Raw genomic sequence first — 24,422 nt, 5'->3', positions numbered from 1 at the left:
CGTTGGGAGCTGGGATAGCTTAGGACACTTTCGCGGTAAATCTCAAACCGGCAGGTCAGAGGCAGTTTTTGCCTCGTTTTCGCCGAACTGCTCCCACCCGTGGAGCTCGAACTCGGCCAACCAACTATCCGACGCCATGGCAAGGAGCACGATCTCGACGGACTCCTCGAACCGCTCGCGTAGATCTGCGTTGTCGGCCACCAGATCCGACATGTAACGCTGACCCGCCATCGACGCAGCGAGTACCCGCACGAACTTGGCCGCGTCGAACTGCGGCTTGAGGTCTCCCATCGCCAGCGCTCGCTCGGCCTGCGCGTACCCCTGAGCGCCCCACACCCGGCCACCACCGGAGTGCACCTCTGCGTAGAACTCGGGCTCGACGATCAGCCGGAATTCTGCACGCACGATCACGTCGTTCTGAAAGTTCTGCGCGATGTCGTCGACGATTCCCTTGATGACGTAAAAGGGATGCGCGGTCGAATCCGCCCATTTCTCGGAGATTGCGACATAACGGTCGAGTCCGGCCGCGAGCACCGCTCGGGCCAGGTCTTCCTTGGACTGGAAATGGAAGTACATCGCCCCCTTGGTGGCGTTCGATCCTTCCAAGATGGTGTTGACGGACGCAGCCGCATATCCGCGCTTGGCGAATTCCGCCGCCGCTGCCTCGACGATTGCCGCCCGGGTCCGCCGTGCGCGCTCCTGTTGTGCCATTTACTCCGTGCCTCCGAGCCCAAGCGCCCTGCATATCCACAGGTAGTACAAGTAGAGAGTACTTCACCCGAACGACACGCGACTCGACTCACCTGCGGTCCGCTACGACGCGTGCAGCCGACAGAAAATTCGGTTGGGTAACTGAAACAAGCCGAATGGTATTGTTCACCCGGCTCGAGTGCGCTGCAGGGGGTGCGCACTCGAGCCGCTCACGTACGTCCGCTCGGGCCAGGTCGGCACCGCCGTTCGAGCCACAACGCCGAGACCGAGCATGCGTACGCATTCCGCCGAATGGCCGCCGGTCTCCCAGAGCCGGAAAGCAGTTGAATATCGAATTACATTCTGCACGAGCATCTCTCGAGGCACCTTCGTTTGCACCGCTCCTTAGCGCATGAAAACTGTTGCTGATCAATCGAATACGGCAAACCCGCTCCGTAAGGTCACCAAAAGCACTGTCTCATTATCGATATCAGCGGCGAAACGGTAACGGTTTCGACACATTCTCGGAATAGCCAAAGGCGTACACCACCTCGGGCATAGCGTGATGCGCATCACACATGTTGCTTCGGCCGATCGGGGACGGGTGCACACCATGAATCTATCGATCCGCGTATGTCGTTCGATGACAGTACTACTCGTGTCGTCGGCCTTGACGTTGTCGACGGCGCACACCGCCGCCGCCGACCCACTGACGAATTTCCTCGATCCCGTCGCCGATCCCGCCCTCTACCTGCCGACCCCACTCGGCGAGCCGTTCTTCGACCCGCCGGCAGGTTTCGAGGAGCTCCCGCCCGGATCGGTTCTCGGCACCCGACGCGTGAGCGTGGGGCCGCTGTTCACCCCGGTCACCTCGACCCAGATCCTTTACCGCACACACGATTCCAAAGACCGACCCGTCGCTGCGGCGACGACCGTCATCGTGCCCGACGCGCCCTGGGCCGGTCCCGGCACGCGTCCCGTCGTCGCGTACAACATGGCCATCAACTCACTGGGCAACACCTGTGCACCGTCGTGGACCCTGCCCCGAGGTATTGCCCGCGAGATTCCAGCGGTGCAGGCGTTCCTCGCCAAGAATTATGCAGTGGTCGTCACCGATCACGAGGGTCCGCGGCAGGCGTACGCGGCCGGGCGCATGGCCGGCCATGCGGTGCTCGACGCGTTGCGCGCGATGGTGCGCCTCCCCGAACTAGGGTTGCCCGCGTCCTCCCCGATTGCCGTTACAGGCTATTCGGGCGGGGCGATCGCCACCGGATGGGCCGCTCAACTCGCCCCGTCGTACGCGCCGGAGGTCAATCTGGTGGGCGCGGCCTTCGGCGGTCCACCGACCGACTACCGGATTCTGCTGACGTCGATGAACGGCAACGTCGCGTCGACGCTGTTCCTGTCCGCAGCGCTCGGGGTTGCCCGCGAGTATCCCGAGATGTTCTCCCTGATGAACGCCAACGGACTGCGCCTGGCCACCGTGGCCAAAGATCTCTGCATCACACTGCTCGCTCCCGGCGGACTGGTGGCACCGATACCGGCCCAGGCCCTCTCGGACGTGCCGAACGTCGACCGGACCGAGATCGCCGAACGCATCATCGCCGCGACCCGGATGGGCGGTGATCTCGCCCCCACCGTGCCCACGATGATCTACCAGGGCCGTCAGGAATTCTGGATTCCCCGGGAAGGTGCGGAAACGCTGTACGACGAGTGGTGCGCACACGGTGCCGACGTACGCCTCGAGGAGTACTTCGGTGAACACCTCGTCGTCGCGATCAGCGGCATTCCCGGTGCGTACTCCTGGATCGACGACCGCCTGGCCGGTATCCCCGCGCCGCAAGGCTGCAGCAGTTTCGGGCGCTGACCCCCGAAACGCGGTGCCGGGGGTGCATGACCGACACGGCTGCACTGCCCATTACACTTTCGATCCGCGCCCCTATAGCTCAGTTGGTAGAGCTACGGACTTTTAATCCGCAGGTCGTAGGTTCGAGTCCTACTGGGGGCACCACACACCCTTCCGCCGAACTGCATTCGGCGGCACCCGGTCCGTACACTCGGGGTAACGATCGGCCCGTCCGCAGCGACGTGCAGGGAGAACTGCAGCAGTCGCGAAGATCCCCACATCGGCCGATGTCGGTCGTCACGACTGCTCGAACAGCAAGTGAACAGCCGCGACACGGTTCACACCGAACCTACGGTGCCGTAAGCTGGACCGGTCGTACGCAATCTATGGAGGCGATCTAATGGCGAGGGATCTGACACAGCTCGAGCTTCTGCAAGAGCTGGTGCCCACTGCCGAGGACAACGTGAACCGTCACATTTCGATGGCGCGCGAATGGCATCCCCACGACTACGTGCCGTGGGACGAAGGCCGTAACTTCGCCGCCCTCGGCGGCAAGGACTACGACCCGGAGCAGTCCAAGCTCTCCGACGTCGCGCAGGCCGCGATGATCACCAACCTGCTCACCGAGGACAATCTGCCGTCCTACCACCGTGAGATCGCCGAGAACTTCTCCCAGGACGGTGCCTGGGGAACCTGGGTCGGCCGCTGGACCGCCGAAGAGAACCGCCACGGCATCGTCATGCGCGACTACCTCGTCGTCACCCGAGGCGTCGATCCCGTCGCCCTCGAAGAAGCCCGCATGATCCACATGACCAACGGCTTCGCCTCGCCCGCAGGTTCGCAGACCGGATTGCTCCACTCGGTGGCGTACGTGACGTTCCAGGAACTCGCGACCCGAGTCTCGCACCGCAACACCGGCAAGGTCTGTGACGACCCGATCGCCGACCGCATGCTCCAGCGCATCGCCGCCGACGAGAACCTGCACATGATCTTCTACCGCAACATCACCGGCGCAGCGATGGACATCGCTCCCGACCAGACCCTCGACGCGGTCTCCGACATCGTGACGAACTTCGTCATGCCCGGTGCAGGCATGCCGAACTTCCGCCGCAACGGTGTGTTGATGGCCAAGCACGGCATCTACGACCTGCGTCAGCACCTCGAAGACGTCGTCTGGCCCGTCCTGCGCAAGTGGAGCGTCTTCGAGCGCAACGACTTCACCGCACGCGGTGAGAACAAGCGCGAGGAACTCGCCGCGTTCCTCGAAGACCTCGAACGTCAGGCCACCAAGTTCGAGGAGATGCGAGATCGCTCGCTGGCCCGCGAACGCGCCAAGGCTGAAGCACGCGCGTCCTGAGTTTCGATCGACTGGTGTGCCCGGTACCGACTTCGGTGCCGGGCACCGCCTTTTCTCCTGAAAGTTCTCCCTTCGTTCCAAAGGCTTGTTTTCCATGACATTGCAGATCGGCTCCCTGGAGTTGCGCAGCCCCGTCGTCCTCGCACCGATGGCAGGCGTCACCAATGTGGCGTTCCGCACGTTGTGCCGCGAGCAGGAACTCGAGCGCGCGGGCAGCACGTCCGGTCTGTACGTCTGCGAGATGGTCACCGCACGTGCTCTCGTCGAACGGCAACCCGCCACGATGCACATGACGACGTTCGGGCCCACCGAAACTCCCCGGTCCTTGCAGCTCTACACGGTCGATCCCGACACCACGTACGCCGCGGCGAAAATGATCGTCGACGACAACCTGGCCGATCACATCGACATGAACTTCGGCTGCCCGGTCCCGAAAGTCACCCGCAAGGGCGGCGGAGCCGCATTGCCGTACAAGCGAAACCTGTTCGGCCGCATCGTCGCTGCCGCGGTCAAGGCCACCGAGGGCACAGACATCCCAGTCACGGTCAAGTTCCGTGTCGGAATCGACGAGAACCATCACACCCATCTCGATGCCGGCCGGATCGCCGCCGACGAGGGTGCAGCGGCCGTGGCGTTGCACGCCCGCACCGCCTCCCAGCGTTACTCCGGCACCGCCGACTGGAACGAGATCGCTCGACTCAAGGAGCACGTCACCGGGATTCCCGTCCTGGGCAACGGCGATATCTTCTCGGCGTCCGACGCCGTCCGCATGATGGCGGAAACCGGATGCGACGGCGTCGTCGTCGGGCGTGGCTGCCTCGGTCGTCCGTGGTTGTTCGCCGAGCTCAGTGCCCGCCTGAACGGGCGGCCGGAGCCGACGCCGCCGACCCTGGGTGAGGTGGCCACGATCATCGCGCGCCATGCCGAGTTGCTCGCGCAGCACCACGGTGAGGGCAAAGGCCTGCGCGAGTTGCGTAAGCACGTGTCCTGGTACCTGCGCGGCTTTCCCGCCGGCTCGGATCTTCGGGTGTCGATGGCATTGGTGTCGACCCTCGCCGAACTGGACGACCTTCTGGCGCAACTGGATCCGACCGTTCCGTTTCCCAAGGACGCCGAGGGTCCCCGCGGCCGGCAGGGCTCGCCCGGTGCAGTGTCGCTGCCCGACGGATGGCTCGACGATCCGGAGGACCTGTGTGTCCCCGCCGGTGCAGATCTGATGCATTCCGGCGGCTGATCGACCCGCTCACCAGGGCCCGTCTCGCACGAAGTGGACCGCGCCGCTCGAGTCAGTACTATGGCTTGGATTGCCGAGTAGACGGCACATGCGTGTGATGGAAGGCCAGGTTCGAATTCGTGGGAGACGATCGAGAGTCGGGCCCGTCTGTGCCCGAGGGTCGCGCCCCATGGGAGCGCCCGCTGTCCTCAATCGGACGAACCGGCGCAGGCGGACGTTCCGGACAACGTCCCCCTCGGTCCGACGACCCCGCCGCACCCGACCCCGCTGGTTCGGAACCCGACGCACCCGACTCCGATTCTCCGCCGAAGCCGGGTGACAGCGGCCGACTCGGTAAACGCTCCCCCCGCAATGCCGACACGGTGTCGGTCGCCGAGCTGGTCGACAAGATGTCTCGTTCGGGAGCGACCCGACGTGATCCCCCCGAACGGCCGGACGTCGAAGAGCCCACCGAGGTCATCTCACCGATCACCGACTCCACTCCCCCGCCGGCTCGGGCGAACCGTCCGATGCCCACCCCGCCGCCGCACGCTGCCCCCGAACCCGTCGGAGCACCCGCCGCCGACCGGCCGGCGCTGACGCGTCTGGCGATGAGCCGGGTACGGCGACGACGACGAATACGCATGATCGGCCGAAGTCTGGTCTCGATCGTCGCCATCCTCGCCGTGGCACTCACCGGAGTGGTGTGGGGCTATCTACGCAACACCGATCAGGGATTCCTCCAAGTCGCCGCGCTCGACCCCGATTCGACCGACGTCGTCGACGCCGCAGGCCAGTACGGAGACGAGACCTACCTGATCGTCGGCACCGATACGCGCGCCGGTGCCAGTGGGCAGGTAGGCGCAGGAACCGTTGCCGATGCCGAGGGATCTCGCTCGGACACCGTCATGCTCGTCAACATTCCGGCCGACCGCAGCCGCGTCGTCGCCGTGTCGTTCCCGCGCGACCTGGACGTGACCCGCCCCGAGTGCGAGCAGTTCGACAACGTCACCAATACCTACACCGGTGAGATGTTCCCGGAGGCGTACGGCGACAAGCTGAACGCCACCTACGCCCTCGGCGGCCCGAAATGCCTGGTCAAGACCATTCAGAAGATCTCAGGACTGCGGATCGGACACTTCGTCGGCATGGACTTCGCCGGGTTCGAGTCCATGGTCGACGAGGTCGGCGGTGTCGAGGTGTGTACCGCGCAGCCTCTCGTCGACTACGAACTCGGAGACGTACTCCCCAACGCCGGTACCCAACGCATCGACGGCCGCACCGCACTGAACTACGTCCGGGCACGCAACATCGAATCGGAGGGCAACGGCGACTACGGCCGCATCAAGCGCCAGCAGCGCTTCCTGTCGTCACTGTTGCGATCGGCGTTGTCGAACAAGGTTCTTCTCGACCCGGGCAAGCTGAACGGATTCGTCAACGCGTTCACCTCCGACACCTTCGTCGAGAACGTCAAGACCCAGGACCTGGTGACGCTCGGCCGTTCGTTGCAGAACGTCGACGCCGGCGCGGTGACCTTCCTGACCATTCCCACCACCGGGACGAACGACTACGGCAACGAGATCCCCAACGAGGACGCGATCGGTGCCATCTTCCAGGCGATCATCGACGACCTGCCCCTGCCCGGCGAAGAACGGGCGGAACCGGTGACGCCGGAACCGACCCCGCCGCCCGCCGCCCCCGACGCCCCGCTGCTGGCCGTCGATCCTGGCACCGTGTCGCTGCAGGTGTCGAACGCATCGGACATCGCGGGAATGGCGCAGACCGCATCCGATCAGCTGGCGACGTACGGGTTCCAGATCCTCACGGTCGGCAACTTCTCCGGCTCCGCCGCTCAGACGGTCGTGCGGTACTCCCAGGATCAGGAAGCCGCTGCGGCGACGGTGGCGTCGGCGATACCCGGCGCTGCGATCGAACTGGCTCCGAGCCTGAACAACGTCGTGGAGGTGGTCCTCGGTTCCAACTACCCGGGCTACACCCAGTACCCGGCCGACGTCGGTGCGCAGATCGACCCCACCCAGGTGGAGGGAACGACCGAAAGTGCACAGTTGCCCGAGGATCTGTCGTTCACCAACGCGGCCGACGACACGTGCGCCTGACTCCATTCATTCCCCGTTAACCCTCGGGACAGAGAACTGGTCGGTGTGACCTACTAAACTGCGCTCATGCGCGTCGCCTACAACGAACAGATGAACGAGCTCGCCGATCTCCTCGGAGAAATGGCGAGCCTGGCTGGTGCGGCCATGGAAAAGGCCACGCAGTCTCTCCTCCAAGCAGACCTGGTTCTCGCCGAGCAGGTCATTTCCGAGCACGACAAGATCACCGAGCTCAGCGCGATCTGCGAGGAGAAGGCATTCACACTTCTTGCGCTGCAGGCTCCGGTCGCGGGCGATCTCCGTTCGGTGGTGGCCGGCATCCAGATCGTCGCCGATATCGACCGGATGGGCGCACTCGCACTCCACGTCGCCAAGATCACCCGTCGCAGGCACCCGAACCACGCCCTCCCCGAGGTTGTCAACGGATACTTTGCCGAGATGGGACGCCTCGCCGTGCAGATCGGTGCCTCGGCCCGCGAGGTGCTCGAGACCCGCGATCCCGAGCGTGCTGCGAAGCTGCAGGAAGAGGACGAGGCGATGGACGACCTGCACCGTCACCTCTTCACGGTGCTGATGGACCGTGAGTGGAGCCACGGCGTCGCCGCCGCAGTGGACGTGACCCTGCTGGGCCGCTTCTACGAACGCTTCGCCGATCACGCCGTCGAGGTCGGCCGCCGAGTCATCTTCCTCGTCACCGGCCAGCTTCCCGCCGACCTCCACCAGCAGAACATTCCCAGCTCGTAGCACCCACTTCGCTCGAGGTCGAGTAGCGCTGCGCGACAACGCTACTCGATCTCGAACCCAGGGCAGGCGCACAAAGAAGAACCCCCGTCGAGCTTTCGCTCGGCGGGGGTTCTCTGTGCGGTGTGCGGTTATCCGAAGCGACCGGAGATGTAGTCCTCGGTGGCCTTCTGCGTCGGATTGGAGAAGATCTTCTCGGTGTCGTCGATCTCGATCAGCTTGCCGGGCTTGCCCGTTGCCTCGAGGTTGAAGAAGCCGGTCTGATCGCTCACGCGCGCGGCCTGCTGCATGTTGTGCGTGACGATGACGATCGTGAAGTCCTGCTTGAGTTCCTGAATCAGGTCCTCGATCGCCAGTGTCGAGATGGGGTCCAGGGCCGAGCACGGCTCGTCCATCAGCAACACGTCGGGAGAGACGGCGATGGCGCGGGCGATGCACAGACGCTGCTGCTGACCACCGGAGAGTCCGCCGCCCGGCTTGTCGAGGCGATCCTTGACCTCGGTCCACAGGTTGGCACCCTTGAGCGAGCGCTCGGCGATCTCGTCGAGTTCCTTCTTGCCGCGGCCACCCTGCAGCTTCAGCCCGGCGACGACGTTGTCCTTGATGGACATGGTCGGGAACGGGTTGGGTCGCTGGAAGACCATGCCGATGGTGCGTCGCACACCGACGGGGTCGACGCCACTGCCGTAGATGTCCTCGCCGTCGAGCAGCACCGAACCTTCGACGCGAGCGCCGGGCGTGACCTCGTGCATACGGTTGAGCGAACGCAGGACGGTCGACTTACCGCAGCCGGACGGTCCGATGAACGCGGTGACGCTGCGCGGCGGGACTGCCAGAGTGACGTCGGAGACGGCATGGAACTTGCCGTAGTAGATGTTGACGTCCTTGAGATCGAGACGCTTTGCCATGTTCTGATTCCTTAGGATTCTCTGGAGTCGGGTGGGTCAGAAGTTCTTGGGCGAGAAGAACTTCGAGACCAACTTCGCGCCGATGTTGAGTATTGCGACGATCAGGATCAGCGTCAGGGCTGCTCCCCACATGCGCTCCGCGGTGAGCACGCCGGTTCCTGCTTTCTGCAGGTCGACCATCATGAGCGGCAGTGACGTCTGCGGCCCCTCGAAAATATTGAAGTTGATAGCGGTGGCCGAGCCGACCAGGATCAGCACCGGAGCCGTCTCACCCATGACTCGGGCCAGCGCCAGCATGATGCCGGTGACGATGCCGGAAAGCGCGGTGGGGATGACGATCTTGGCGATGGTCTTCCACTTCGGCACGCCCAGTGCGTAGGACGCCTCGCGCAGATCCTGCGGAACGATGCGCAGCATCTCCTCGGCCGACCGCACGATGACCGGAATCATCAGCAGCACGAGGGCGAAGGCAACGGCGACACCGGAGCGCTGGAACCCGAAGGTGGCGATCCACAGCGCGTAGATGAACAGGGCCGCGACGATCGACGGAACACCGGTGAGGATGTCGACCATGAACGTCGTGACCTTGGCCAGTTTGGTCCCTGCGCCGTACTCGACGAGGTAGATGGCGACGAAGATGCCGATCGGGATGGAGATGACGGCGCAGAACAGTCCTTGCAGGAGGGTTCCCACGATCGCGTGGTACGCACCACCGCCGGCGATGAACTGGGTGATTCCGGCCTGCGAGTTCTGCCACCAGGCCGGTGCGACCACAGCGGACAGTCCACGTGAGATCACCGTGTAGAGCACCCAGATCAGTGGTACGAGGGCGACGAGCACCGACAGGCTGACGAGAATCGTCGCCGCGAGGTTCGACGCCTTGCGCCGGGCGCTGACGCCCTGGAACGTGGGCTCCTTGACGGGCTTGTCCATGGTTGCGGTCATGGGTCAGTCCTTCTTTCCGGCGATGGCGGCGCGGGCACCGGCGTTGACGACGAAGGTCAGGACGAACAGCACCAGACCGGCGGCGATGTAGGCACCGGCCTGCAGCGGGTTGTTGAACTCGCCTGCTGCCAGCGCGATCTTGGTCGCGAAGGTGGAACCGCCGTCGAACAACGTTCCGCCGAAGGTCGCCTGGGTGCTGCGAATGATGATGTAGAGCGCGATGGTCTCACCGAGTGCGCGCCCGAGGCCGAGCATCGAACCGCTGACGAAGCCGGACTTGCCGAACGGAATGACCGTGGTGCGAACAACTTCCCAGCGAGTGGCTCCGAGCGCGAGAGCCGCCTCGACCTGGCCCTTGGGCGTCTGGACGAACACCTCTCGGGTCACGGCGGCAATGATCGGCAGGATCATCACGGCGAGCACGATGCCGCCGGTGAAGATGGTGCCGCCGCCTGCGATCGATACCGAGCCGGTGCTGAACAGCGGGAACCAGCTCAGCGACGAGTTCAGCCATTCGGCGAACGGGCTGATCGCCGGGGCCAGGACGTACAGGCCCCAGAGGCCGAAGACGATCGACGGGACGGCGGCGAGGAGGTCGATGACGTAGCCGAGCGGTCCGGCAACACGCTTGGGTGCGTAGTTCGTCAGGTAGATCGCGATACCGAGCGCGACGGGCATCGCCAGGATCAGAGCGAACAACGACACGGTGACGGTGACCAGAAACAGGTCGAGTACACCGAACACCATTGCCGAGGTGTTCGAGGTGTCCCACGCGCCGTTGTAGGTCAGGAAGTTGACCGTGTTGTTGGACAGTGAGGGAATCGCTCGCCAGAGCAGGAAGATGCCGACCGCAGCGATCAGGGCGATGATGAAAATGCCCGAGCCCTTGGCCAGGCCGGAGAAGATCCTGTCACCGGGACGGGTGACCGTCCCCGATGTTTTCGAGTCTGACAATTGTGGTTCTTCCGGTTCGTGGGCGGCACCTGTGGTAGGCACGGTAGCCGCTGAGGGGATGCCGGTGATCGAGTGGGTGTCGCTCATACCGCTCACTGTCTCGTGTCGATGCAGGGTGGTCCGCCTTCGGCCCGCGTCACCGCGAGCCGAAGGCGAAACCGGGTTTATCGAGGATCAGGCGATCGCTTCGATGGCGGTGACCAGGCGTTCCTTGAATGCGTCGGGCAGCGGCACGTAACCGGCTTCTTCGAGGCCCTGCTGGCCCTCGTTGGCTGCACTGAGCAGGAAGGACTTGACTGCTGCCGTGGTGTCGGCGTCGTAGCCCTTCGAGCAGACGATCTCGTAGGTCGCGAGGACCAGCGGGTAGGTGTCCGTTGCGTCGCTGGCGTAGAGGCCGTCGATGTCGATGACGAGGTCGTTGCCCTCGCCCTTGAACTTCGCGGCGTCGATTGCCTTGCCTGCGGTCTCGCTGCTCAGCTCGACCGGTCCGTTACCGAAGTCGACAGCGGCCTTGCCCAGCGACTCCTGGTCGGCGAAGCCCTTCTCGACGTAGGTGATGGCACCGGGGGTGGCGGCCACGGCCTGGGCGACGCCCGAGGATCCGTTGGCACCTTCGCCGACGCCGCCGGCCCAATCGGAGCTGTGGTTCAGCGTCCATGCCTCGGGAGCGGATGCGGCGAGGAAGCGCTGGAAGTTGTCGCTGGTGCCCGACGAGTCGGAGCGGTAGACCGGGGTGATCGCGGTCGACGGGAGCGTTGCGCCCTCGTTGAGTGCGGCGATGGCCGGGTCGTTCCAGGTGGTGATCTTGCCGGTGAAGATCTGCGCGATGACGTCGGGGTTCAGCACCAGGTTGTCGACACCGTCGACGTTGTAGGCCACTGCGACCGGGCCGAAGACCAACGGCAGGTTCCACGCCGGGTTGTTGGCGCAGCGCACGGCGGCCTGTGCGGCCTGGTCGTCCTTGATGGACGAGTCGGAGCCGGCGAAGTCGACGAGGCCCGCGACGAACTGCGTGCGGCCGTTACCCGAACCACTGGTGGTGTACTCGACGGCCTTGCCCGCGCAGACGCCGGAGTAGATCGAGGTGAAGTTGGACATGGCGTTCTGCTGTGCGGACGAGCCTTCACCGGTCAACGGGGACTTGCCTTCGCACGAAGCCGAGGACTGCGATGCACCGTCCGTGGTGGCGACGTTCGCGTCGCTACCGCATGCGGCCAGCAACATGGCACTGACTGCCACTGCACTCATGAGAGCACCGTTGCGCTTGAGGTTCACCTGTTTCCTCCGAGGAATCTTGGGCCGTGATCGCGGCGCGAACTCGAGGTTCGCGCTGCGACTGTGAAGGTGCCGGCTCAGAAGAACCCTCGCACCAGGCAGCGTAGGTTGCCGCCCAGAGAGAAAGGTAAAGGCAGGTGGTAGACGTTTACCCCCGCGTGGGTAAACGGAAGATGAACACCGTGCTGGAAATGTCCGATTACGCGGTCCGCGCGTACGCGGCGTCGACGTGGTAATTCGCGAACCCGAGCTTGGTGTACGTGTGCACCGCCGCGGTGTTGTCGGCCTCGACGTACAGCATGATCTGGTCCAGTTCGCGACCGCGCAGATAATGCAGCCCGGCCAAGGTCAGTACCCGTCCGAGACCGCGACCCTGCGACTGCGGATCGATACCGACCACGTACACCTCACCGATGGCCGGGTCGTTGCCCCCAGGGAGTGGAGCCTGCGGAACGACCCGATCCTCGGCCGCGTGAACTTTCGTCCAGTGGAATCCGAGCAGGTGGTCGCTGCCTTCCTCGAAGGCCAGGAAAAGACCCGCGGGATCGAACCACGGCTCGTCTCGCCGCGACGCGATGTCGCGGTCGGTCCAGCCGCCCTGCTCGGGATGCCAGGAGAATGCCGCGTTGTTCACCCTCAACAATTCGGCATCGTCCTGGTGCCCGCGATAGGTTCGCAGCGAAACACCTTGTGGTACAACCACATCGGGCAGTTCGGGCTCCGCCGCGGCCCGTCGCATCTGCAGCAGTTCCCGGGCCACCGTCAGCCCGAGCGCCCGCGCGACCGACTGTGCTGCGGGCAGGTTTCCGTGCGCCCAGATCCGCGTGCCGGAGCCGAGATCGAGTGCGCTGCTGACCAATCGCCGACCTATGCCGCGACCGCGATACTCCGGATCGACCACTGCCTCGGCCATACCGTCGGCGGCGCCGACGTACCCGACGACTCGATCTCCGTCGGTGGCAACGAATCGAACGACGCCCTCACCCGCGTCGACGGCCTTGACGGCCTGCTCCGAGAGCGGCGCAGTACCGTCGACTTCGGTTGCACGCGAAAGGATCCGGTGAATCTCGTCGCTGACGCGCGAGGACGGTGCGTCGCCGTCGAGGGGGTGGACGTCGAACGCAGTATCCGAATTCATCTACGAGAGCGTACTCTCTTGCTCGAACTCGAAATCCGCATCGTCGGAATCGCCGGCCATGGCGTCCGGAGCCGTACCGCCCTTGGAGTTACGCGACGGACGCACAGCCTTGTAGCCCACGTTCCGCACCGTTCCGATCAGCGACTCGTACTCGGTGCCGAGCTTGGCGCGGAGGCGTCGAACATGGACGTCGACGGTGCGAGTGCCACCGAAGAAGTCGTAGCCCCATACTTCCTGCAGCAACTGGGCGCGGGTGAAGACGCGGCCCGCATGTTGAGCCAGGTACTTCAGCAGCTCGAATTCCTTGTAGGTCAGATCGAGTGGGCGACCGCGCAACCGGGCGGTGTACGTGCCCTCGTCGATGACCAACTCACCGAGCGTGATCTTGCCCGACGTCTCAGGACTCGCAACCCCGCCGCTCCGCCCGACCAACAGACGTAGCCGAGCGTCCAGTTCCGCGGGACCCGTGCCGGGCAGCAGGATGTCGTCGAGCCCCCAGTCGGAATTGACTGCGACCAGGCCGCCTTCGGTCAGGACCGCGACCACGGGGATGGCCGAGCCGGTACTACCGAGCAGCCGACACAGACCGCGAGCAGCAGCCAGATCGGTACGTGCATCCACCAGCGCGATGTCGGCAGAACCTGCTTCGAGGAGAGAAGACACCTCGGTCGGTACCGGCCGGATGTGGTGAGCCAGCAACGCAAGAGACGGGAGTACGCCCTCCGGATTGGGATCGGAGGTCAGTAACAGGAGCTCCACTGCGTCTCCGTTCTTACCGCTGGCCGGTCCAGCCGACGCTGGAATCGAGTGATCGTCAAGGACACAGACTAGCTTGTCCGTACAACCGGTCGAAGCGGGCAGTACGCGATGCTTCGGTCACAATGGACCGGTGCGCACACTTCTCATCGGACTCGTCAGCCTGTTGGCCCTCGCGCTCGTCGTCGATTTCGGGGCCGCGGCCTACTCCGAATATCGCGTCTCGCGCGCCATCCGCGACGGCGGCGAACTCACCTCGGACCCCCAGGTGATCGTGCACGGTTTTCCGTTCCTCACCCAGGCCGCCGACGGCCGCTATCAGAACATCGAGATCCGGGCCCAGGACGTCCCGACCGAATACGTCGGCTCGACGACCATCGAAGCCAATCTGCGCGGCGTCCACATCGCCCTGTCCGACCTGATCGACAACAACGTCCGCGACATCCCGGTGGACGAGCTCGACGGCCGCGTCCGCATCGAGGCAACCGATCTCGGACGGTTCCTCGGCATCGTCGACCTGCAGGTTTCCGCACCTCCGGCCGACAAGTCCGACGGCACGGGCGGCTCCGGCGGGTCGGGCAAGACCACCGCCGGTGGCGTCGTACTGACGGGAACGGTTCCGGTGGGACCGCTGCAGACCACCGTCAGCGTGCAGGCCGACCTTCTGCTCGAAGGTGACAGTGTCGCCATCGTGGCATCGGACTTCTACTTCGGACCGGAGGGGCAGGCCGACTTCACGATTCCCGATTTCGCCAAGCCCACAGTTCTCGGCCTGTTCACCAAGACCATCGAACGCCAGAGCCTGCCGTTCGGGCTGCTGCCGACGGACGTCTACGCGGAGGGTTCACAGATCGTCGTCGAAGGGTCGGGAGAGAACGTGAACATCGACCTCAACGAGATCGAAAAGCCGTGACAGGGATCACAGTTCTGGTTGTCGTGGCGGTCCTTGCCGTTGCTGTCGGACTGATTCTGCGTCGTCGTTCCGGTGCCGTACGCACCATCGCGTCCACCGATTCCGACGACCTTCTTCCGCTGCTCGTCGATGCGGGCGTCACCTCGGGAACTCCGACGATTTTGCACTTCTCGGCGGACTGGTGTGGTCCGTGCGCTGCCGTGCGTCGTGTGGTGCATCAGGTTCTTGCCGACCGCACCGACGCACGCGAAGTCGAACTCGACATCGATGCTCATCCTGTTCTCGCCCGTGAACTCGGAGTGCTCTCGCTGCCGACGACCTTCGTCCTCGACGGAGAACTGCGTCGGCGTTCGAGAATTGCCGGCGTGCCGTCGGCCGCAGCCCTGCGCGAGGCTCTCGACGCGCTGTAAGGCAAGAGCTACTCAGGTGGGCGGTACGACGCGCCCCTGGTAACGGGTAGGATGCACTTCGTGTTCTCCCGCCGCGAGCTCATGCTCACCAGTCGACGCACGGTTGATCTGTGCCGACTGGGCGGTTGTTGCTGTCGCTGCTGCTGATTTCCGTCTGCCGCCACGCCCATGCGTGATGCCGGCCCGATGATCGAAATCCACATCCGAGCACCGGCGACAAGCCGTGCCCCGGCCTCGCACAGGAGTACCTCTCGATGTCGACATCCGACACCCACACCACCACGATCGACCAGGTCGACGTCCGTGGTCCGCGCTTCGCCGCGTGGATCACCACCGCAGTTCTGGTCGTCGTCCTCCTCGCGAGCACGGTCTCGGTTCCCGCAGCGGCAATCCTGCTGGGGCTCCAGGCGATCGTGTTCGGAATCGGAGCCGTCCGCGGACCCAAGCACAGTCCGTACGGCACGATCTACGCGACATTCGTCGCGCCGCGGCGCTCACCGACCACAGAACGTGAGCCGGTGGCCCCGTTGAAGTTCGCCCAACTGGTGGGCTTCGTGTTCGCCGCCGTCGGAGTCCTCGGATTCGCTCTCGGCGCTCCCGTCGTCGGCACCGTAGCGACAGGCTTCGCGCTCTTCGCGGCGTTTCTCAACGCAGCGTTCGCAGTGTGCCTGGGCTGCATGATCTACCCCCTCGCAGCTCGATTGCGCGGCAACTCGCGTACCGCAGCGTGACAATTACCCCCTGATCCGACAAGAAAGACCGAAAGGAACACCATGGCTCGCTCCGACGTCCTGGTCTCTGCCGACTGGGCCGAGCAGAACCTGAACGCACCGAAGATCGTCTTCGTCGAGGTCGACGAAGACGCCAGCGCCTACGACGGCGGACACATCGAAGGTGCGGTCAAGCTCGACTGGCGCAAGGACCTGCAGGACCCGGTTCGCCGCGACTTCCTCGATCAGGAGCAGTTCTCCGGCTTGCTCTCGGCCAAGGGCATCAGCAACGACGACACTGTTGTGCTCTACGGCGGAAACAACAACTGGTTCGCCGCCTACGCCTACTGGTACTTCAAGCTGTACGGCCACAAGGACGTCAAGCTGATCGACGGCGGCCGCAAGAAGTGGGAGCTCGACGGCCGCCCGCTGTCGAAGGACGTCGTCAGCCGGGAGAACACCCAGTACCGCGCCGAGGCACCGGATCTGTCGATCCGCGCGTTCCGCGACGAGGTCATCGACGCCATCGGCAACAAGAACCTGATCGACGTGCGCTCCCCCGACGAGTTCTCCGGCAAGATCCTCGCGCCGGCACACCTCCCGCAGGAGCAGGCTCAGCAGCGTGGCCACGTCCCGTCCGCGATCAACATCCCGTGGAGCACCACCGCCAACGAGGACGGCACGTTCAAGTCCGACGAGGCACTCGAAGAGCTGTACAAGACCAAGGGCTACGACGACAGCAAGGCCACCATCGCCTACTGCCGCATCGGTGAGCGCTCGAGCCACACCTGGTTCGTGCTCAAGGAGCTCCTCGGCAAGGAAGACGTCAAGAACTACGACGGCAGCTGGGTCGAATACGGCTCCCTCGTCGGAGCACCCATCGAATTGGAGGTTCACTGATATGTGTGGAGCACCCGTGCAGGGTCAGACCATCCCCGCAGGCGTCGACGTCGAGAAGGAAACGGTCATCACCGGCCGTGTCCTCGCCGGCGACGGCGAGCCGGTAGCGGGCGCATTCGTCCGTCTCCTCGACGGCACCGGCGAATTCACCGCCGAGGTCGTCGCGTCGGGAACCGGCGATTTCCGTTTCTTCGCTGCCCCCGGACAGTGGACGCTGCGGGCGTTGTCCGCATCGGGCAACGGCGACACCGTCATCACGCCCGAGGGCGCGGGCGTGCACTCGGCCGACGTCACCGTCGGAGTCTGAGTCACCGAACCGAACACATAGAAGAACCCCGCACCTGGCAACCAGGTGCGGGGTTCTTTTCGTTGCTCTAGCCGACCGCTCGCGCCGGCTCGGGGACCGTGGAGTACTGCGGCGGGAGCATGCCGGGAGGTACCGGGATGCCCTGGGATTCGAGGAAGGCACCGAGGTCGCTGACGCGAGTCTGCGTCCCCGGCTCCGGCAGCACCCGGGATTCCTGGGCGGGCGCGGGCGTCTCGGGTGCTTGGGTCTGGGGTGCCTGGGTCTCGGGTGCCTGGGTAACAGGAGTGGCCGGGTCGACCGCGGGAGGCGCGTTCTTCTTCTCGCGTTCGGTTCGGGCGAGATCGGTCACCCACGCGACCATCTTTTCGCTTTCCCACTCGACCCCGTCGTTGGGGTCGTTGTACCAGTAGGACAGGTGCTGCAGAAAGCCGATCGCCAAGTAGGGGCCGAGGACGACGTCGACGATGCCCTTGTTGTTCTCCACCAGGCCCTCGCCCTCGGCACGCAACTTCGCCTTCACCGTTTCGGCACCCGGACCGAGGGCCCAGTTGAGATCGGCAAGTAGTTGATCGGGCGACAGCGCTGCTGCAGCCTTCGCGTCGTCCACCTGATACTGCCGGTCGGAGACTTTGACGAGAACCTGCAGGAGCGTCTCGTCCGACTCGAGCCACGACTTGTTCGTGGCGATATCGATGATCGCGCGGGTGGCAATGGAGGCAACCGTCCGACCGAAGTCGGAGACGGTCTGCACCGGGTTGAGCAGCGTCAACCGCATCTGACCGAGTACACCGAGCGCCAGCTGCAGCAGTTCGATCTTGTCCGGCGAGTCGCAGGCGAGATCGTAGGGCCGACACGACCAGGTGACCTTGTCCGTCATCGACCCGTAGTCCCGCGGCGCCTGGTCCATGAAGCCGCCGAGCGACTGGCCCACCTCGTCACCGAAGTTCGGCACGCCGGCCGGGCGGTAGGGCGACCCCACCATGACGACACCGACGACGTCGTCGGACGTGACGAGAGCGTTGGGGTCACGGTGGCCGAGTTCCATCGTCACGCGATCGAGAATTTCGCCGCCGACGCTGTACCCGAGCAGCGCGAACTTGGTCTTCTCACCGCACTTGGTCTTGTACTCGTCCATCAACCGATTGGTCGACGCGATGCCGTCGGCGATCGACTCCTGGTAGGTCGGCACGTTGTCGAGTACGTCGAAGCCGTAGGTGGAGGAATACGGGACGTAGAGCCAGCCGACGGTGCCGGGGCTGTCCGCGTTCGCCTCACCGACCGGAACGGTGACGTTGCCGACCCAGTTCGACGCGATCGTCTGCGCTTCTTCGTTGAGCGGATTGCGATCGGAGTCCGAGTCGGTGGCTCCGGACACCGCCAACAGCAGTACGTCCGGGCAGTCCTGCGCGTAGTTGTTCGGATCGATATTCGGGCCCTGAGACGAACCGAAGTCGGCCGAACCCGACTCTGCCGAACCCGAATCGGACGATCCCGAGTCGGGCGCGGCCAGCGCAGCAGCGGGAGCTGCAAGGGCCAACGCCACTGTGACAACCGCCGATCGAACCAATACGGAACCGAACGACGATGTCAGAACACGCTTACGACGCAGCATTTCTGCAGAGACCTCCCCAGCCTTACAAGACAACAGCCTTTTCGACACACAAAGTGAATTCGTCGGCGCTCTCGAAGTCGAGAGCCCGACGCCCCCGGGAAGAAGGTACCTGCTCGAGTCGATTTCGCCATCACTACGAGTGATCCAGGGCACTGCGGGCCGCAAAAATGGTGGTGTGTCACCAATGCCACATCGCGGAAACGGACCGTTGTCATCGACCGGTCTCGCCGCGGGTTAAACTCGGTTCCGTGGTCATCTTCTTCGAGGTATTGCTGGCGCTTGCGGCAGTAGCCATCATCGCGTTCTCGCTCTATGTCGTCTACCGACTGGTCAACGACGAGTCGTGACGGAACCGGGCGCGGGCAACCCCGACAGCATCGACGACGGACTGGGCACCCCTATCACCAGCGGTGACCAAGCCATTTCGGCTGCCGAGCAGAAGTTCGCCGAGGCGTCGGCGCGCAACATCCCGGTGCTACCCGACATCCCCCATCCAGACGACACCGCAAACCTGCGGCTCGGCCCCGATCTGCACCCGTCGATGCTGGCGCTGCTGCCACTCGTCGGCGTGTGGCGCGGTCAGGGCGAGGGGCACGATCCCGAAACGGACACCGACTATCCCTTCGGTCAGCAGATCGTCGTCTCCCATGACGGCGGCAGCTACCTCAGCTGGGAATCGCGCTCCTGGAGACTCGATTCCGACGGTAATTACGCGCACCCCGACCTTCGGGAGACCGGGTTCTGGCGCATCAGCGGCGGCGACGGAGTCAAGGGGTCCAAGGACGAAGAAGTCGTCGAGCTGCTGCTGACGCACAGCACCGGCGTCGTCGAACTGTATTACGGTCACGCCCTGACCCAGTCGTCCTGGGAACTTGCCACCGACGTCGTCATCCGCAGCACCTCGGGTGCACTGGTGGGCGGAGCTCGCCGCCTGTACGGAATCGTCGAGGGCGGGGATCTGGCGTACGTCGAGGAACGTGTCGTCGCCGACGGCCCGCTCGCACCGCGTCTGTCGGCCCGCCTCACCCGCTACATCGGCTGACGCAGAATCTTTTTCGGATCTCGGGGGCCGTTCGCATGCGAACGGCCCCCGAGCCATACCTGTTGTCAGGTCCCGACCGGACAGGTCGGGGGCTCGGGGGCCGGGTAGCTGCCTGGGATTCGCCTGCCGCTCGCGCGGTCTTCGCAGTGAATCCGTCAGCGATTGCGGCTAGCTGACAGCCACCTCACGCGTCCTAGAGTTCATCAACTTCAGACCACCTCCTCTCTCGTGTACTCCCAACGTACGCCCGCGATCGGAAGTCGGCAAAGGGTTTTTTCGCAGTCCGGTCTCCGAGGTCGATCACCTGGTCGGCGTCGGTGTTCTCGGGCAATTGGTGAGTGACGACGACCACCGTTCGCTCGGCACCGAACAGCCCGTCGTCGGTGGTGAGCAGCTCGCGCAGAATCCGTTCGCCGGAGATTCTGTCGAGATGTTCGGTCGGCTCGTCCAACAGCACGACGGGCGCGGTGCTCAGCAGGGCGCGTGCGAGAAGGAGTCGACGACGCTCGCCACCCGAGACCGCCTGCGCCCCACCGATCAGTGTCGTGTGAACGCCCTGGGGCAACGCGTCGAGCCACGGTCCGAGACCCACTCGTCGCAATGCCTGCGTTGCCTGGTCTTCGTCCACGTCGCCCCGCACCACTCGCAGGTTCTCCAGAATCGAGGTGTCGAACAGGTGCGCGTCTTCGGCGAACAGCGCTGCATCCGAGCCGAATTCGACGGCGAGTGCCCGAAGCATCGTCGTCTTTCCCGATCCGCTGGGCCCGATGATTGCGCTCCGCGCATGTGCGCGAAAGTTCGTAGCAGGGGTCGGGCAGGAGTGGAGCCCGCGGAACGACCCGTCCAGGCAGGAGTGGAGCCCGCGGAACGACCCGTTCAGGCTGCCACTCACATGGGGAGCCGCATCGAGCATGGTCATGATTCGGGTGGCCGCGATTCGGCCGCGCATCAGTGCGATTGCCGCTGCGGGCAGCGCTGCGGTCGCCTCGAACGCGGCTAGTGGAACCAACACGATGATCGCGAGCGCCATCGGCGTCATGCCGCCCGCGGTGCCTCCGTCCGGGCCGTACAGCCCGATGCCGATCAGCAACGACCCGATCACCGACGCTCCGATCGCCAAGGGCTGTGCGGCATCGGCGAGTGCCGACGGACGCGCCGCGCGATCTCGCGCAACCACCGAGTCGTGTGCTGCGACCTCGGCTTCGGCGAGTGTCGCGTCCAGACGACGTGCGACTCGCAGTTCCGCCGCATGGTCGAGTGCGCGGACCGCTGTCTCGGCGAAGCGCACGTCGGCTTCGGCACCGGCTTCCTCGGCGATCCTCGCCGACCGGGCCGCGAGTATCGGTGCACCCACGCCGGCGATCAGCAATGCCACCGCCAGAATCGATGCGGCGGCAGGTGCGATTCCCGCGAGCAGGCCCACGGCCGCGAGCATCATCAGCACGCTCACACAGATGGGAACGACGGCCCGGATGACGACGTCACCGAGAACGTCCACGTCCGCACCGGTGCGCGCCAGAACGTCACCCCGTCGCAGTGCGACCGCGCCGTTCCCGTTCGCCAGTCTCTCGTAGATCCTCGTGCGGGCCGCCGTCGTTCCGCGCAGCGCCACATCATGGGTGGTCAAGCGTTCGAGATACCGAAACACCCCGCGCGAGATACCCAGTGCCCGAACGGCTACGACGGCAACCGACAGGTCCAGGACCGGTGGCATCTGCCACGCCCGGGTGATCAACCACGCCGACAGTGCCGCCAGGGCGAGTGCACTGCCCAGCGTCGCCACTCCGGCCAACACGGCCAGTACGACTCTGCGCGGAGACAGCTCCAACAGCGCCAGCGCTCGTCGCAGATCAGACATGCTCGAACTCCCGCTTCGTGGTCGAGTCGCTGCGCACCTCGACGATGCGGTCGGCGGCGTGCAGCACCGAACGCCGATGACCGACCATCACCACGGTGACGCCGCGGTCGGCGGCATCTCGAACCGCCTGCAGCACAGTCCCTTCACTCAGCGCATCCAGGTGTGCCGTCGGCTCGTCCAACAGCATCACCGGAGCATCGGACACGAAGGTACGCGTCAGTGCGAGGCGCTGTAGCTCGCCGAGCGACAGCCCCACCCCACCCTGCCCGACGCGGGTGTCCCAGCCCTCGGGGTGTTCTCGAAGCACCTCGTCGAATCCGGCTGAGCGGCAGGCGAGTTCCAGTGCAGCCGAGTCGGGGATTCCGTGCAGGGTCACGTTGTCGTAGAGCGTGCCCGGCACCAACACCGGCCGCTGCGGGAGCCAGGCCACCTGCGCCCACCACTGTTCGAGATCGAGTTCGGCGATCGGCACTCCCCCGACGCTCACCGCGCCGGTCGACGGCGGAGCCAGGCCCAGGATCGCGTGCAGCGCAGTCGTTTTACCTGCGCCGTTCGGTCCGGTCAGGACCGTGACGGTGCCTGCCCGGCACAGCGCACTCAGCTCCGCTGGTGCCGCTCCGTCCCGACTCGCAACGCCGAGCCCGTCCAGCTCGATGTCGACGGCTGTCGTGTCGACGGTGCGGCCACCGGTCGGCCGCGCTGTTCGCCGGTCCAACACCCGGAATGCACGATCGGCTGCCTCGACGCCGTCCTCGGCCGCATGAAACTGGGTGCCGACCGCGCGCAGTGGAAAGTACACCTCGGGCGCGAGGACGAGCGCGATGATGCCGGCTTCGAGTGTCATCTCGCCGAACACCAGCCGCAGCCCGATGCCGACGGCAACCAGCGCTACACACAGCGTCGCGAGCAACTCGAGCACCATCGACGACAGGAACGCAATCTTCAGTGCGCGCATGGTCGTTCGACGATGGGCGTCGCCCAATGCACGAACACGAGCGGCCGGTCCGTGCTCGCGCCCGAGCGCGCGCAGAGTCGGCAAGCCTGCCAACAGATCGAGCAGTTGCGCAGACAACCTGGTCATCGTGGTGAGCGTGGCGGCCGCCCGGCCCTTGGTCAGCAAGCCGATCAAGATCATGAAGACGGGGATGAGCGGCAGGGTCACGGCGATGATGGCGGCCGACGTCAGATCCTGTGTGAGGATGACGATCAGGACCAACGGGGTGACGATGACGGCCAGCACCAGCGCCGGCAGATAGCCGGTGAGGTACGCCCGTAGTCCGCCGATGGCGCGGGTCACGACGACGGCCAGTTCCTCGCGCTCGGCGTCGAGCTCGCGAGGCTCGAAACGCGTTGCTGTCGTGAGTACTTCGATCTCCAGCTCGGCGACGACCCGCGACGCCGACCGGTGTGCGTAACGAGACTGGGCTCCGGTCGCGAGCACCCGAACCACTGTTGCACCGGCCAGAACGACCAGTTCCGTCGTCCATGCGGACAACGATCTGGCCGACGGGTCGGTGATGACGCCGGCCAGCACGCGTCCGATCGCCAGTGCACTCACGATGATGCACAGGGTGACCACGGTCGACAGCGCGACCGTGACGAGCACGTAGCCACGGGCGGAGCGCGAGTACTTCCACAGTCGCGGATCGACCGGTCCCTTCGGCCGTGTCCGCGCGGTGGTGGGTGCGGTCACGACTTCACCGACAGCCCGATCGAGTCGGGGATCTGGGCGCTCGAAATACGTTGCCGGAAAACCCAGTACGTCCACGCCTGGTAGCCGAGGACGACGGGCGCAGCGAAGGCCGCAGCCCACGTCATCACCGTCAACGTGTACGGGCTGGACGACGCGTTGGCGATGGTGAGATCGAAGGCGGCGTCGGTGCTGGACGGCATCACGTTGGGGAAAAGGGACGCGAACAGCAGCACGACGACGGCGACGATGGCAATGCAGGTGAAGACGAAGGCCCAGCCTTCACGTACTTTCGCCGTCAGCGCGACGACGAGCAGCAGGGCCACTGCTGCCACCGCGACCAGTACCCACGTCCAGGTTTTCCCGTACGCGAGTTGGGTCCACAGCGCGAAGGCACCACCGACGAGCACTGCCGGAACCGACAGCCACGCTGCCATTTTCACCGAGTCCTCGTGGACGTCACCGGAGGTCTTGAGCGCGATGAACACGGCACCGTGCAGTGCGAACACCACGGCCATCGTTACTCCGCCGAGCAGTGCGTACGGGTTGAGGAGGTCGAAGAACCCTGCGGTGACCTTCTTGTTCTCGTCGATCGCGACTCCGCGGACGATGTTGGCGAACGCGACGCCCCACAGCACAGCCGGAACCCACGAGCCGATGCCGATGCCGATGTCGCAGCGTCGACGCCACACCGGGTCGTCGATCTTGCCGCGCCATTCGATGGCGCAGATGCGCAGGATGAGCGCCACGAGGATCAACAGCAACGGCAGGTAGAAGCCCGAGAACAACGTGGCGTACCACTCGGGAAACGCCGCGAACAGGGCACCGCCTGCAGTGATGAGCCAGACTTCGTTGCCGTCCCAGACCGGGCCGATGGTGTTGAGAACTGCGCGACGACGCTTCTCCCCCGTCACGAGGTCGTGGTGCCTACCCAGAATGGGCATGAGCATGCCGACGCCGAAGTCGAAGCCTTCGAGCACGAAGTAGCCGACGAAGAAGAATGCGATGATGAAAAACCAGAATTCGGGCAGTGACATTGCTAT

Annotated in this window: 22 protein-coding genes and 1 tRNA gene; 12 read left to right on the top strand and 11 right to left on the bottom strand. The window is 65.0% G+C overall.

Annotated elements, in window-relative coordinates:
- Positions 1-42: 42 nt before the first annotated feature.
- Complete coding sequence (locus tag RFA01S_RS09940; protein ID WP_027495877.1) at positions 43-711, bottom strand: TetR family transcriptional regulator; 669 nt, start codon at positions 709-711, stop codon at positions 43-45.
- Positions 712-1,333: 622 nt separating this feature from the next.
- Here RFA01S_RS09940 and RFA01S_RS09935 point away from each other — a divergent pair.
- The 6 genes from RFA01S_RS09935 (at position 1,334) to phoU (ending at position 7,964) form a co-directional block, all read left to right on the top strand.
- Positions 1,334-2,557, top strand: a complete 1,224-nt coding sequence (locus RFA01S_RS09935) for a lipase family protein (RefSeq protein WP_032407646.1) — start codon at positions 1,334-1,336, stop codon at positions 2,555-2,557.
- A gap of 68 nt (positions 2,558-2,625) precedes the next feature.
- Positions 2,626-2,701: transfer RNA gene (locus RFA01S_RS09930), tRNA-Lys, on the top strand.
- Between the two features lie 235 nt (positions 2,702-2,936).
- The gene (locus RFA01S_RS09925) at positions 2,937-3,893 is read left to right on the top strand and encodes an acyl-ACP desaturase (protein WP_032381649.1); all 957 of its coding nucleotides are present in this window, start codon (positions 2,937-2,939) and stop codon (positions 3,891-3,893) included.
- 94 nt (positions 3,894-3,987) lie between these two features.
- The gene (gene dusB / locus RFA01S_RS09920) at positions 3,988-5,127 is read left to right on the top strand and encodes a tRNA dihydrouridine synthase DusB (RefSeq protein ID WP_027495874.1); all 1,140 of its coding nucleotides are present in this window, start codon (positions 3,988-3,990) and stop codon (positions 5,125-5,127) included.
- A gap of 119 nt (positions 5,128-5,246) precedes the next feature.
- A complete protein-coding gene (locus RFA01S_RS09915) occupies positions 5,247-7,223 on the top strand; it encodes an LCP family protein (protein ID WP_032407648.1) in 1,977 nt (658 codons plus the stop codon).
- Positions 7,224-7,289: 66 nt separating this feature from the next.
- Complete coding sequence (gene phoU, locus RFA01S_RS09910) at positions 7,290-7,964, top strand: phosphate signaling complex protein PhoU (protein ID WP_027495872.1); 675 nt, start codon at positions 7,290-7,292, stop codon at positions 7,962-7,964.
- A gap of 128 nt (positions 7,965-8,092) precedes the next feature.
- Here phoU and pstB read toward each other — a convergent pair whose 3' ends face one another.
- The 6 genes from pstB to RFA01S_RS09880 form a co-directional block, all read right to left on the bottom strand.
- On the bottom strand, positions 8,093-8,869 hold the full coding sequence (gene pstB, locus RFA01S_RS09905; protein ID WP_027495871.1) for a phosphate ABC transporter ATP-binding protein PstB: 777 nt from the start codon (positions 8,867-8,869) through the stop codon (positions 8,093-8,095).
- 36 nt (positions 8,870-8,905) lie between these two features.
- Positions 8,906-9,814 (bottom strand): phosphate ABC transporter permease PstA, encoded by a 909-nt coding sequence (pstA, locus tag RFA01S_RS09900; protein WP_027495870.1) that lies wholly within the window; start codon positions 9,812-9,814, stop codon positions 8,906-8,908.
- Positions 9,815-9,817: 3 nt separating this feature from the next.
- Complete coding sequence (gene pstC, locus RFA01S_RS09895; protein WP_027495869.1) at positions 9,818-10,855, bottom strand: phosphate ABC transporter permease subunit PstC; 1,038 nt, start codon at positions 10,853-10,855, stop codon at positions 9,818-9,820.
- An 87-nt stretch (positions 10,856-10,942) separates the two neighbouring features.
- On the bottom strand, positions 10,943-12,043 hold the full coding sequence (gene pstS / locus RFA01S_RS09890; protein WP_032407649.1) for a phosphate ABC transporter substrate-binding protein PstS: 1,101 nt from the start codon (positions 12,041-12,043) through the stop codon (positions 10,943-10,945).
- Between the two features lie 199 nt (positions 12,044-12,242).
- The gene (gene mshD / locus RFA01S_RS09885) at positions 12,243-13,181 is read right to left on the bottom strand and encodes a mycothiol synthase (protein WP_032407650.1); all 939 of its coding nucleotides are present in this window, start codon (positions 13,179-13,181) and stop codon (positions 12,243-12,245) included.
- Entirely contained in the window at positions 13,182-13,940 is a 759-nt protein-coding gene (locus RFA01S_RS09880; protein ID WP_027495866.1) for a winged helix-turn-helix transcriptional regulator, read from the bottom strand.
- Positions 13,941-14,070: 130 nt separating this feature from the next.
- Here RFA01S_RS09880 and RFA01S_RS09875 point away from each other — a divergent pair, with 130 nt between their 5' ends.
- From RFA01S_RS09875 to RFA01S_RS09855, 5 genes are all read left to right on the top strand, one after another.
- Entirely contained in the window at positions 14,071-14,850 is a 780-nt protein-coding gene (locus tag RFA01S_RS09875) for an LmeA family phospholipid-binding protein (protein ID WP_027495865.1), read from the top strand.
- Positions 14,847-15,260 (top strand): thioredoxin family protein, encoded by a 414-nt coding sequence (locus tag RFA01S_RS09870; RefSeq protein ID WP_032388884.1) that lies wholly within the window; start codon positions 14,847-14,849, stop codon positions 15,258-15,260. Before RFA01S_RS09875 ends, RFA01S_RS09870 begins: the two co-directional genes overlap by 4 nt.
- 254 nt (positions 15,261-15,514) lie before the next feature.
- Complete coding sequence (locus RFA01S_RS09865; protein WP_027495863.1) at positions 15,515-15,991, top strand: DUF4395 domain-containing protein; 477 nt, start codon at positions 15,515-15,517, stop codon at positions 15,989-15,991.
- Positions 15,992-16,033: 42 nt separating this feature from the next.
- The gene (locus RFA01S_RS09860; RefSeq protein WP_027495862.1) at positions 16,034-16,870 is read left to right on the top strand and encodes a sulfurtransferase; all 837 of its coding nucleotides are present in this window, start codon (positions 16,034-16,036) and stop codon (positions 16,868-16,870) included.
- Between the two features lies 1 nt (position 16,871).
- Positions 16,872-17,177 carry a DUF1416 domain-containing protein gene (locus RFA01S_RS09855; RefSeq protein ID WP_008719402.1) on the top strand — a complete coding sequence of 102 codons (306 nt, stop codon included), beginning with the start codon at positions 16,872-16,874 and terminating at the stop codon, positions 17,175-17,177.
- A 67-nt stretch (positions 17,178-17,244) separates the two neighbouring features.
- Here RFA01S_RS09855 and RFA01S_RS09850 read toward each other — a convergent pair whose 3' ends face one another.
- Positions 17,245-18,789 carry a cutinase family protein gene (locus RFA01S_RS09850; RefSeq protein WP_032407651.1) on the bottom strand — a complete coding sequence of 515 codons (1,545 nt, stop codon included), beginning with the start codon at positions 18,787-18,789 and terminating at the stop codon, positions 17,245-17,247.
- Positions 18,790-19,165: 376 nt separating this feature from the next.
- Here RFA01S_RS09850 and RFA01S_RS09845 point away from each other — a divergent pair, with 376 nt between their 5' ends.
- Positions 19,166-19,831 carry a heme-binding beta-barrel domain-containing protein gene (locus RFA01S_RS09845; RefSeq protein ID WP_027495859.1) on the top strand — a complete coding sequence of 222 codons (666 nt, stop codon included), beginning with the start codon at positions 19,166-19,168 and terminating at the stop codon, positions 19,829-19,831.
- A gap of 193 nt (positions 19,832-20,024) precedes the next feature.
- Here the strand turns inward: RFA01S_RS09845 and cydC are convergent, their stop codons facing one another.
- From cydC to cydB, 3 genes are read right to left on the bottom strand one after another with little or no spacing between them, the layout of a single operon-like run.
- The gene (cydC, locus tag RFA01S_RS09840) at positions 20,025-21,689 is read right to left on the bottom strand and encodes a thiol reductant ABC exporter subunit CydC (RefSeq protein WP_032407652.1); all 1,665 of its coding nucleotides are present in this window, start codon (positions 21,687-21,689) and stop codon (positions 20,025-20,027) included.
- The gene (cydD, locus tag RFA01S_RS09835) at positions 21,682-23,382 is read right to left on the bottom strand and encodes a thiol reductant ABC exporter subunit CydD (RefSeq protein WP_032407653.1); all 1,701 of its coding nucleotides are present in this window, start codon (positions 23,380-23,382) and stop codon (positions 21,682-21,684) included. The genes cydC and cydD overlap by 8 nt, the downstream gene beginning before the upstream one ends.
- Complete coding sequence (gene cydB / locus RFA01S_RS09830) at positions 23,379-24,416, bottom strand: cytochrome d ubiquinol oxidase subunit II (RefSeq protein ID WP_032407654.1); 1,038 nt, start codon at positions 24,414-24,416, stop codon at positions 23,379-23,381. The genes cydD and cydB overlap by 4 nt, the downstream gene beginning before the upstream one ends.
- Positions 24,417-24,422 lie beyond the last annotated feature (6 nt).

The sequence above is a fragment of the Rhodococcoides fascians NBRC 12155 = LMG 3623 genome (assembly GCF_001894785.1).
Taxonomy (GTDB): Bacteria; Actinomycetota; Actinomycetes; order Mycobacteriales; family Mycobacteriaceae; genus Rhodococcoides; species Rhodococcoides fascians.
The sequence above is the reverse complement of the archived record's forward strand: the minus strand, read 5'-3'. Positions and strand labels throughout refer to the sequence as shown.

Coding starts and splice junctions, on each gene's coding strand:
- RFA01S_RS09940 (WP_027495877.1), bottom strand. CDS start 711: ATGGCACAACAGGAGCGCGCACGGCGGACCCGGGCGGCAATCGTCGAG.
- RFA01S_RS09935 (WP_032407646.1), top strand. CDS start 1,334: ATGACAGTACTACTCGTGTCGTCGGCCTTGACGTTGTCGACGGCGCAC.
- RFA01S_RS09925 (WP_032381649.1), top strand. CDS start 2,937: ATGGCGAGGGATCTGACACAGCTCGAGCTTCTGCAAGAGCTGGTGCCC.
- dusB (WP_027495874.1), top strand. CDS start 3,988: ATGACATTGCAGATCGGCTCCCTGGAGTTGCGCAGCCCCGTCGTCCTC.
- phoU (WP_027495872.1), top strand. CDS start 7,290: ATGCGCGTCGCCTACAACGAACAGATGAACGAGCTCGCCGATCTCCTC.
- pstB (WP_027495871.1), bottom strand. CDS start 8,869: ATGGCAAAGCGTCTCGATCTCAAGGACGTCAACATCTACTACGGCAAG.
- pstA (WP_027495870.1), bottom strand. CDS start 9,814: ATGACCGCAACCATGGACAAGCCCGTCAAGGAGCCCACGTTCCAGGGC.
- pstC (WP_027495869.1), bottom strand. CDS start 10,855: ATGAGCGACACCCACTCGATCACCGGCATCCCCTCAGCGGCTACCGTG.
- mshD (WP_032407650.1), bottom strand. CDS start 13,181: ATGAATTCGGATACTGCGTTCGACGTCCACCCCCTCGACGGCGACGCA.
- RFA01S_RS09865 (WP_027495863.1), top strand. CDS start 15,515: ATGTCGACATCCGACACCCACACCACCACGATCGACCAGGTCGACGTC.
- RFA01S_RS09860 (WP_027495862.1), top strand. CDS start 16,034: ATGGCTCGCTCCGACGTCCTGGTCTCTGCCGACTGGGCCGAGCAGAAC.
- RFA01S_RS09855 (WP_008719402.1), top strand. CDS start 16,872: ATGTGTGGAGCACCCGTGCAGGGTCAGACCATCCCCGCAGGCGTCGAC.
- RFA01S_RS09850 (WP_032407651.1), bottom strand. CDS start 18,789: ATGCTGCGTCGTAAGCGTGTTCTGACATCGTCGTTCGGTTCCGTATTG.
- cydC (WP_032407652.1), bottom strand. CDS start 21,689: ATGTCTGATCTGCGACGAGCGCTGGCGCTGTTGGAGCTGTCTCCGCGC.
- cydB (WP_032407654.1), bottom strand. CDS start 24,416: ATGTCACTGCCCGAATTCTGGTTTTTCATCATCGCATTCTTCTTCGTC.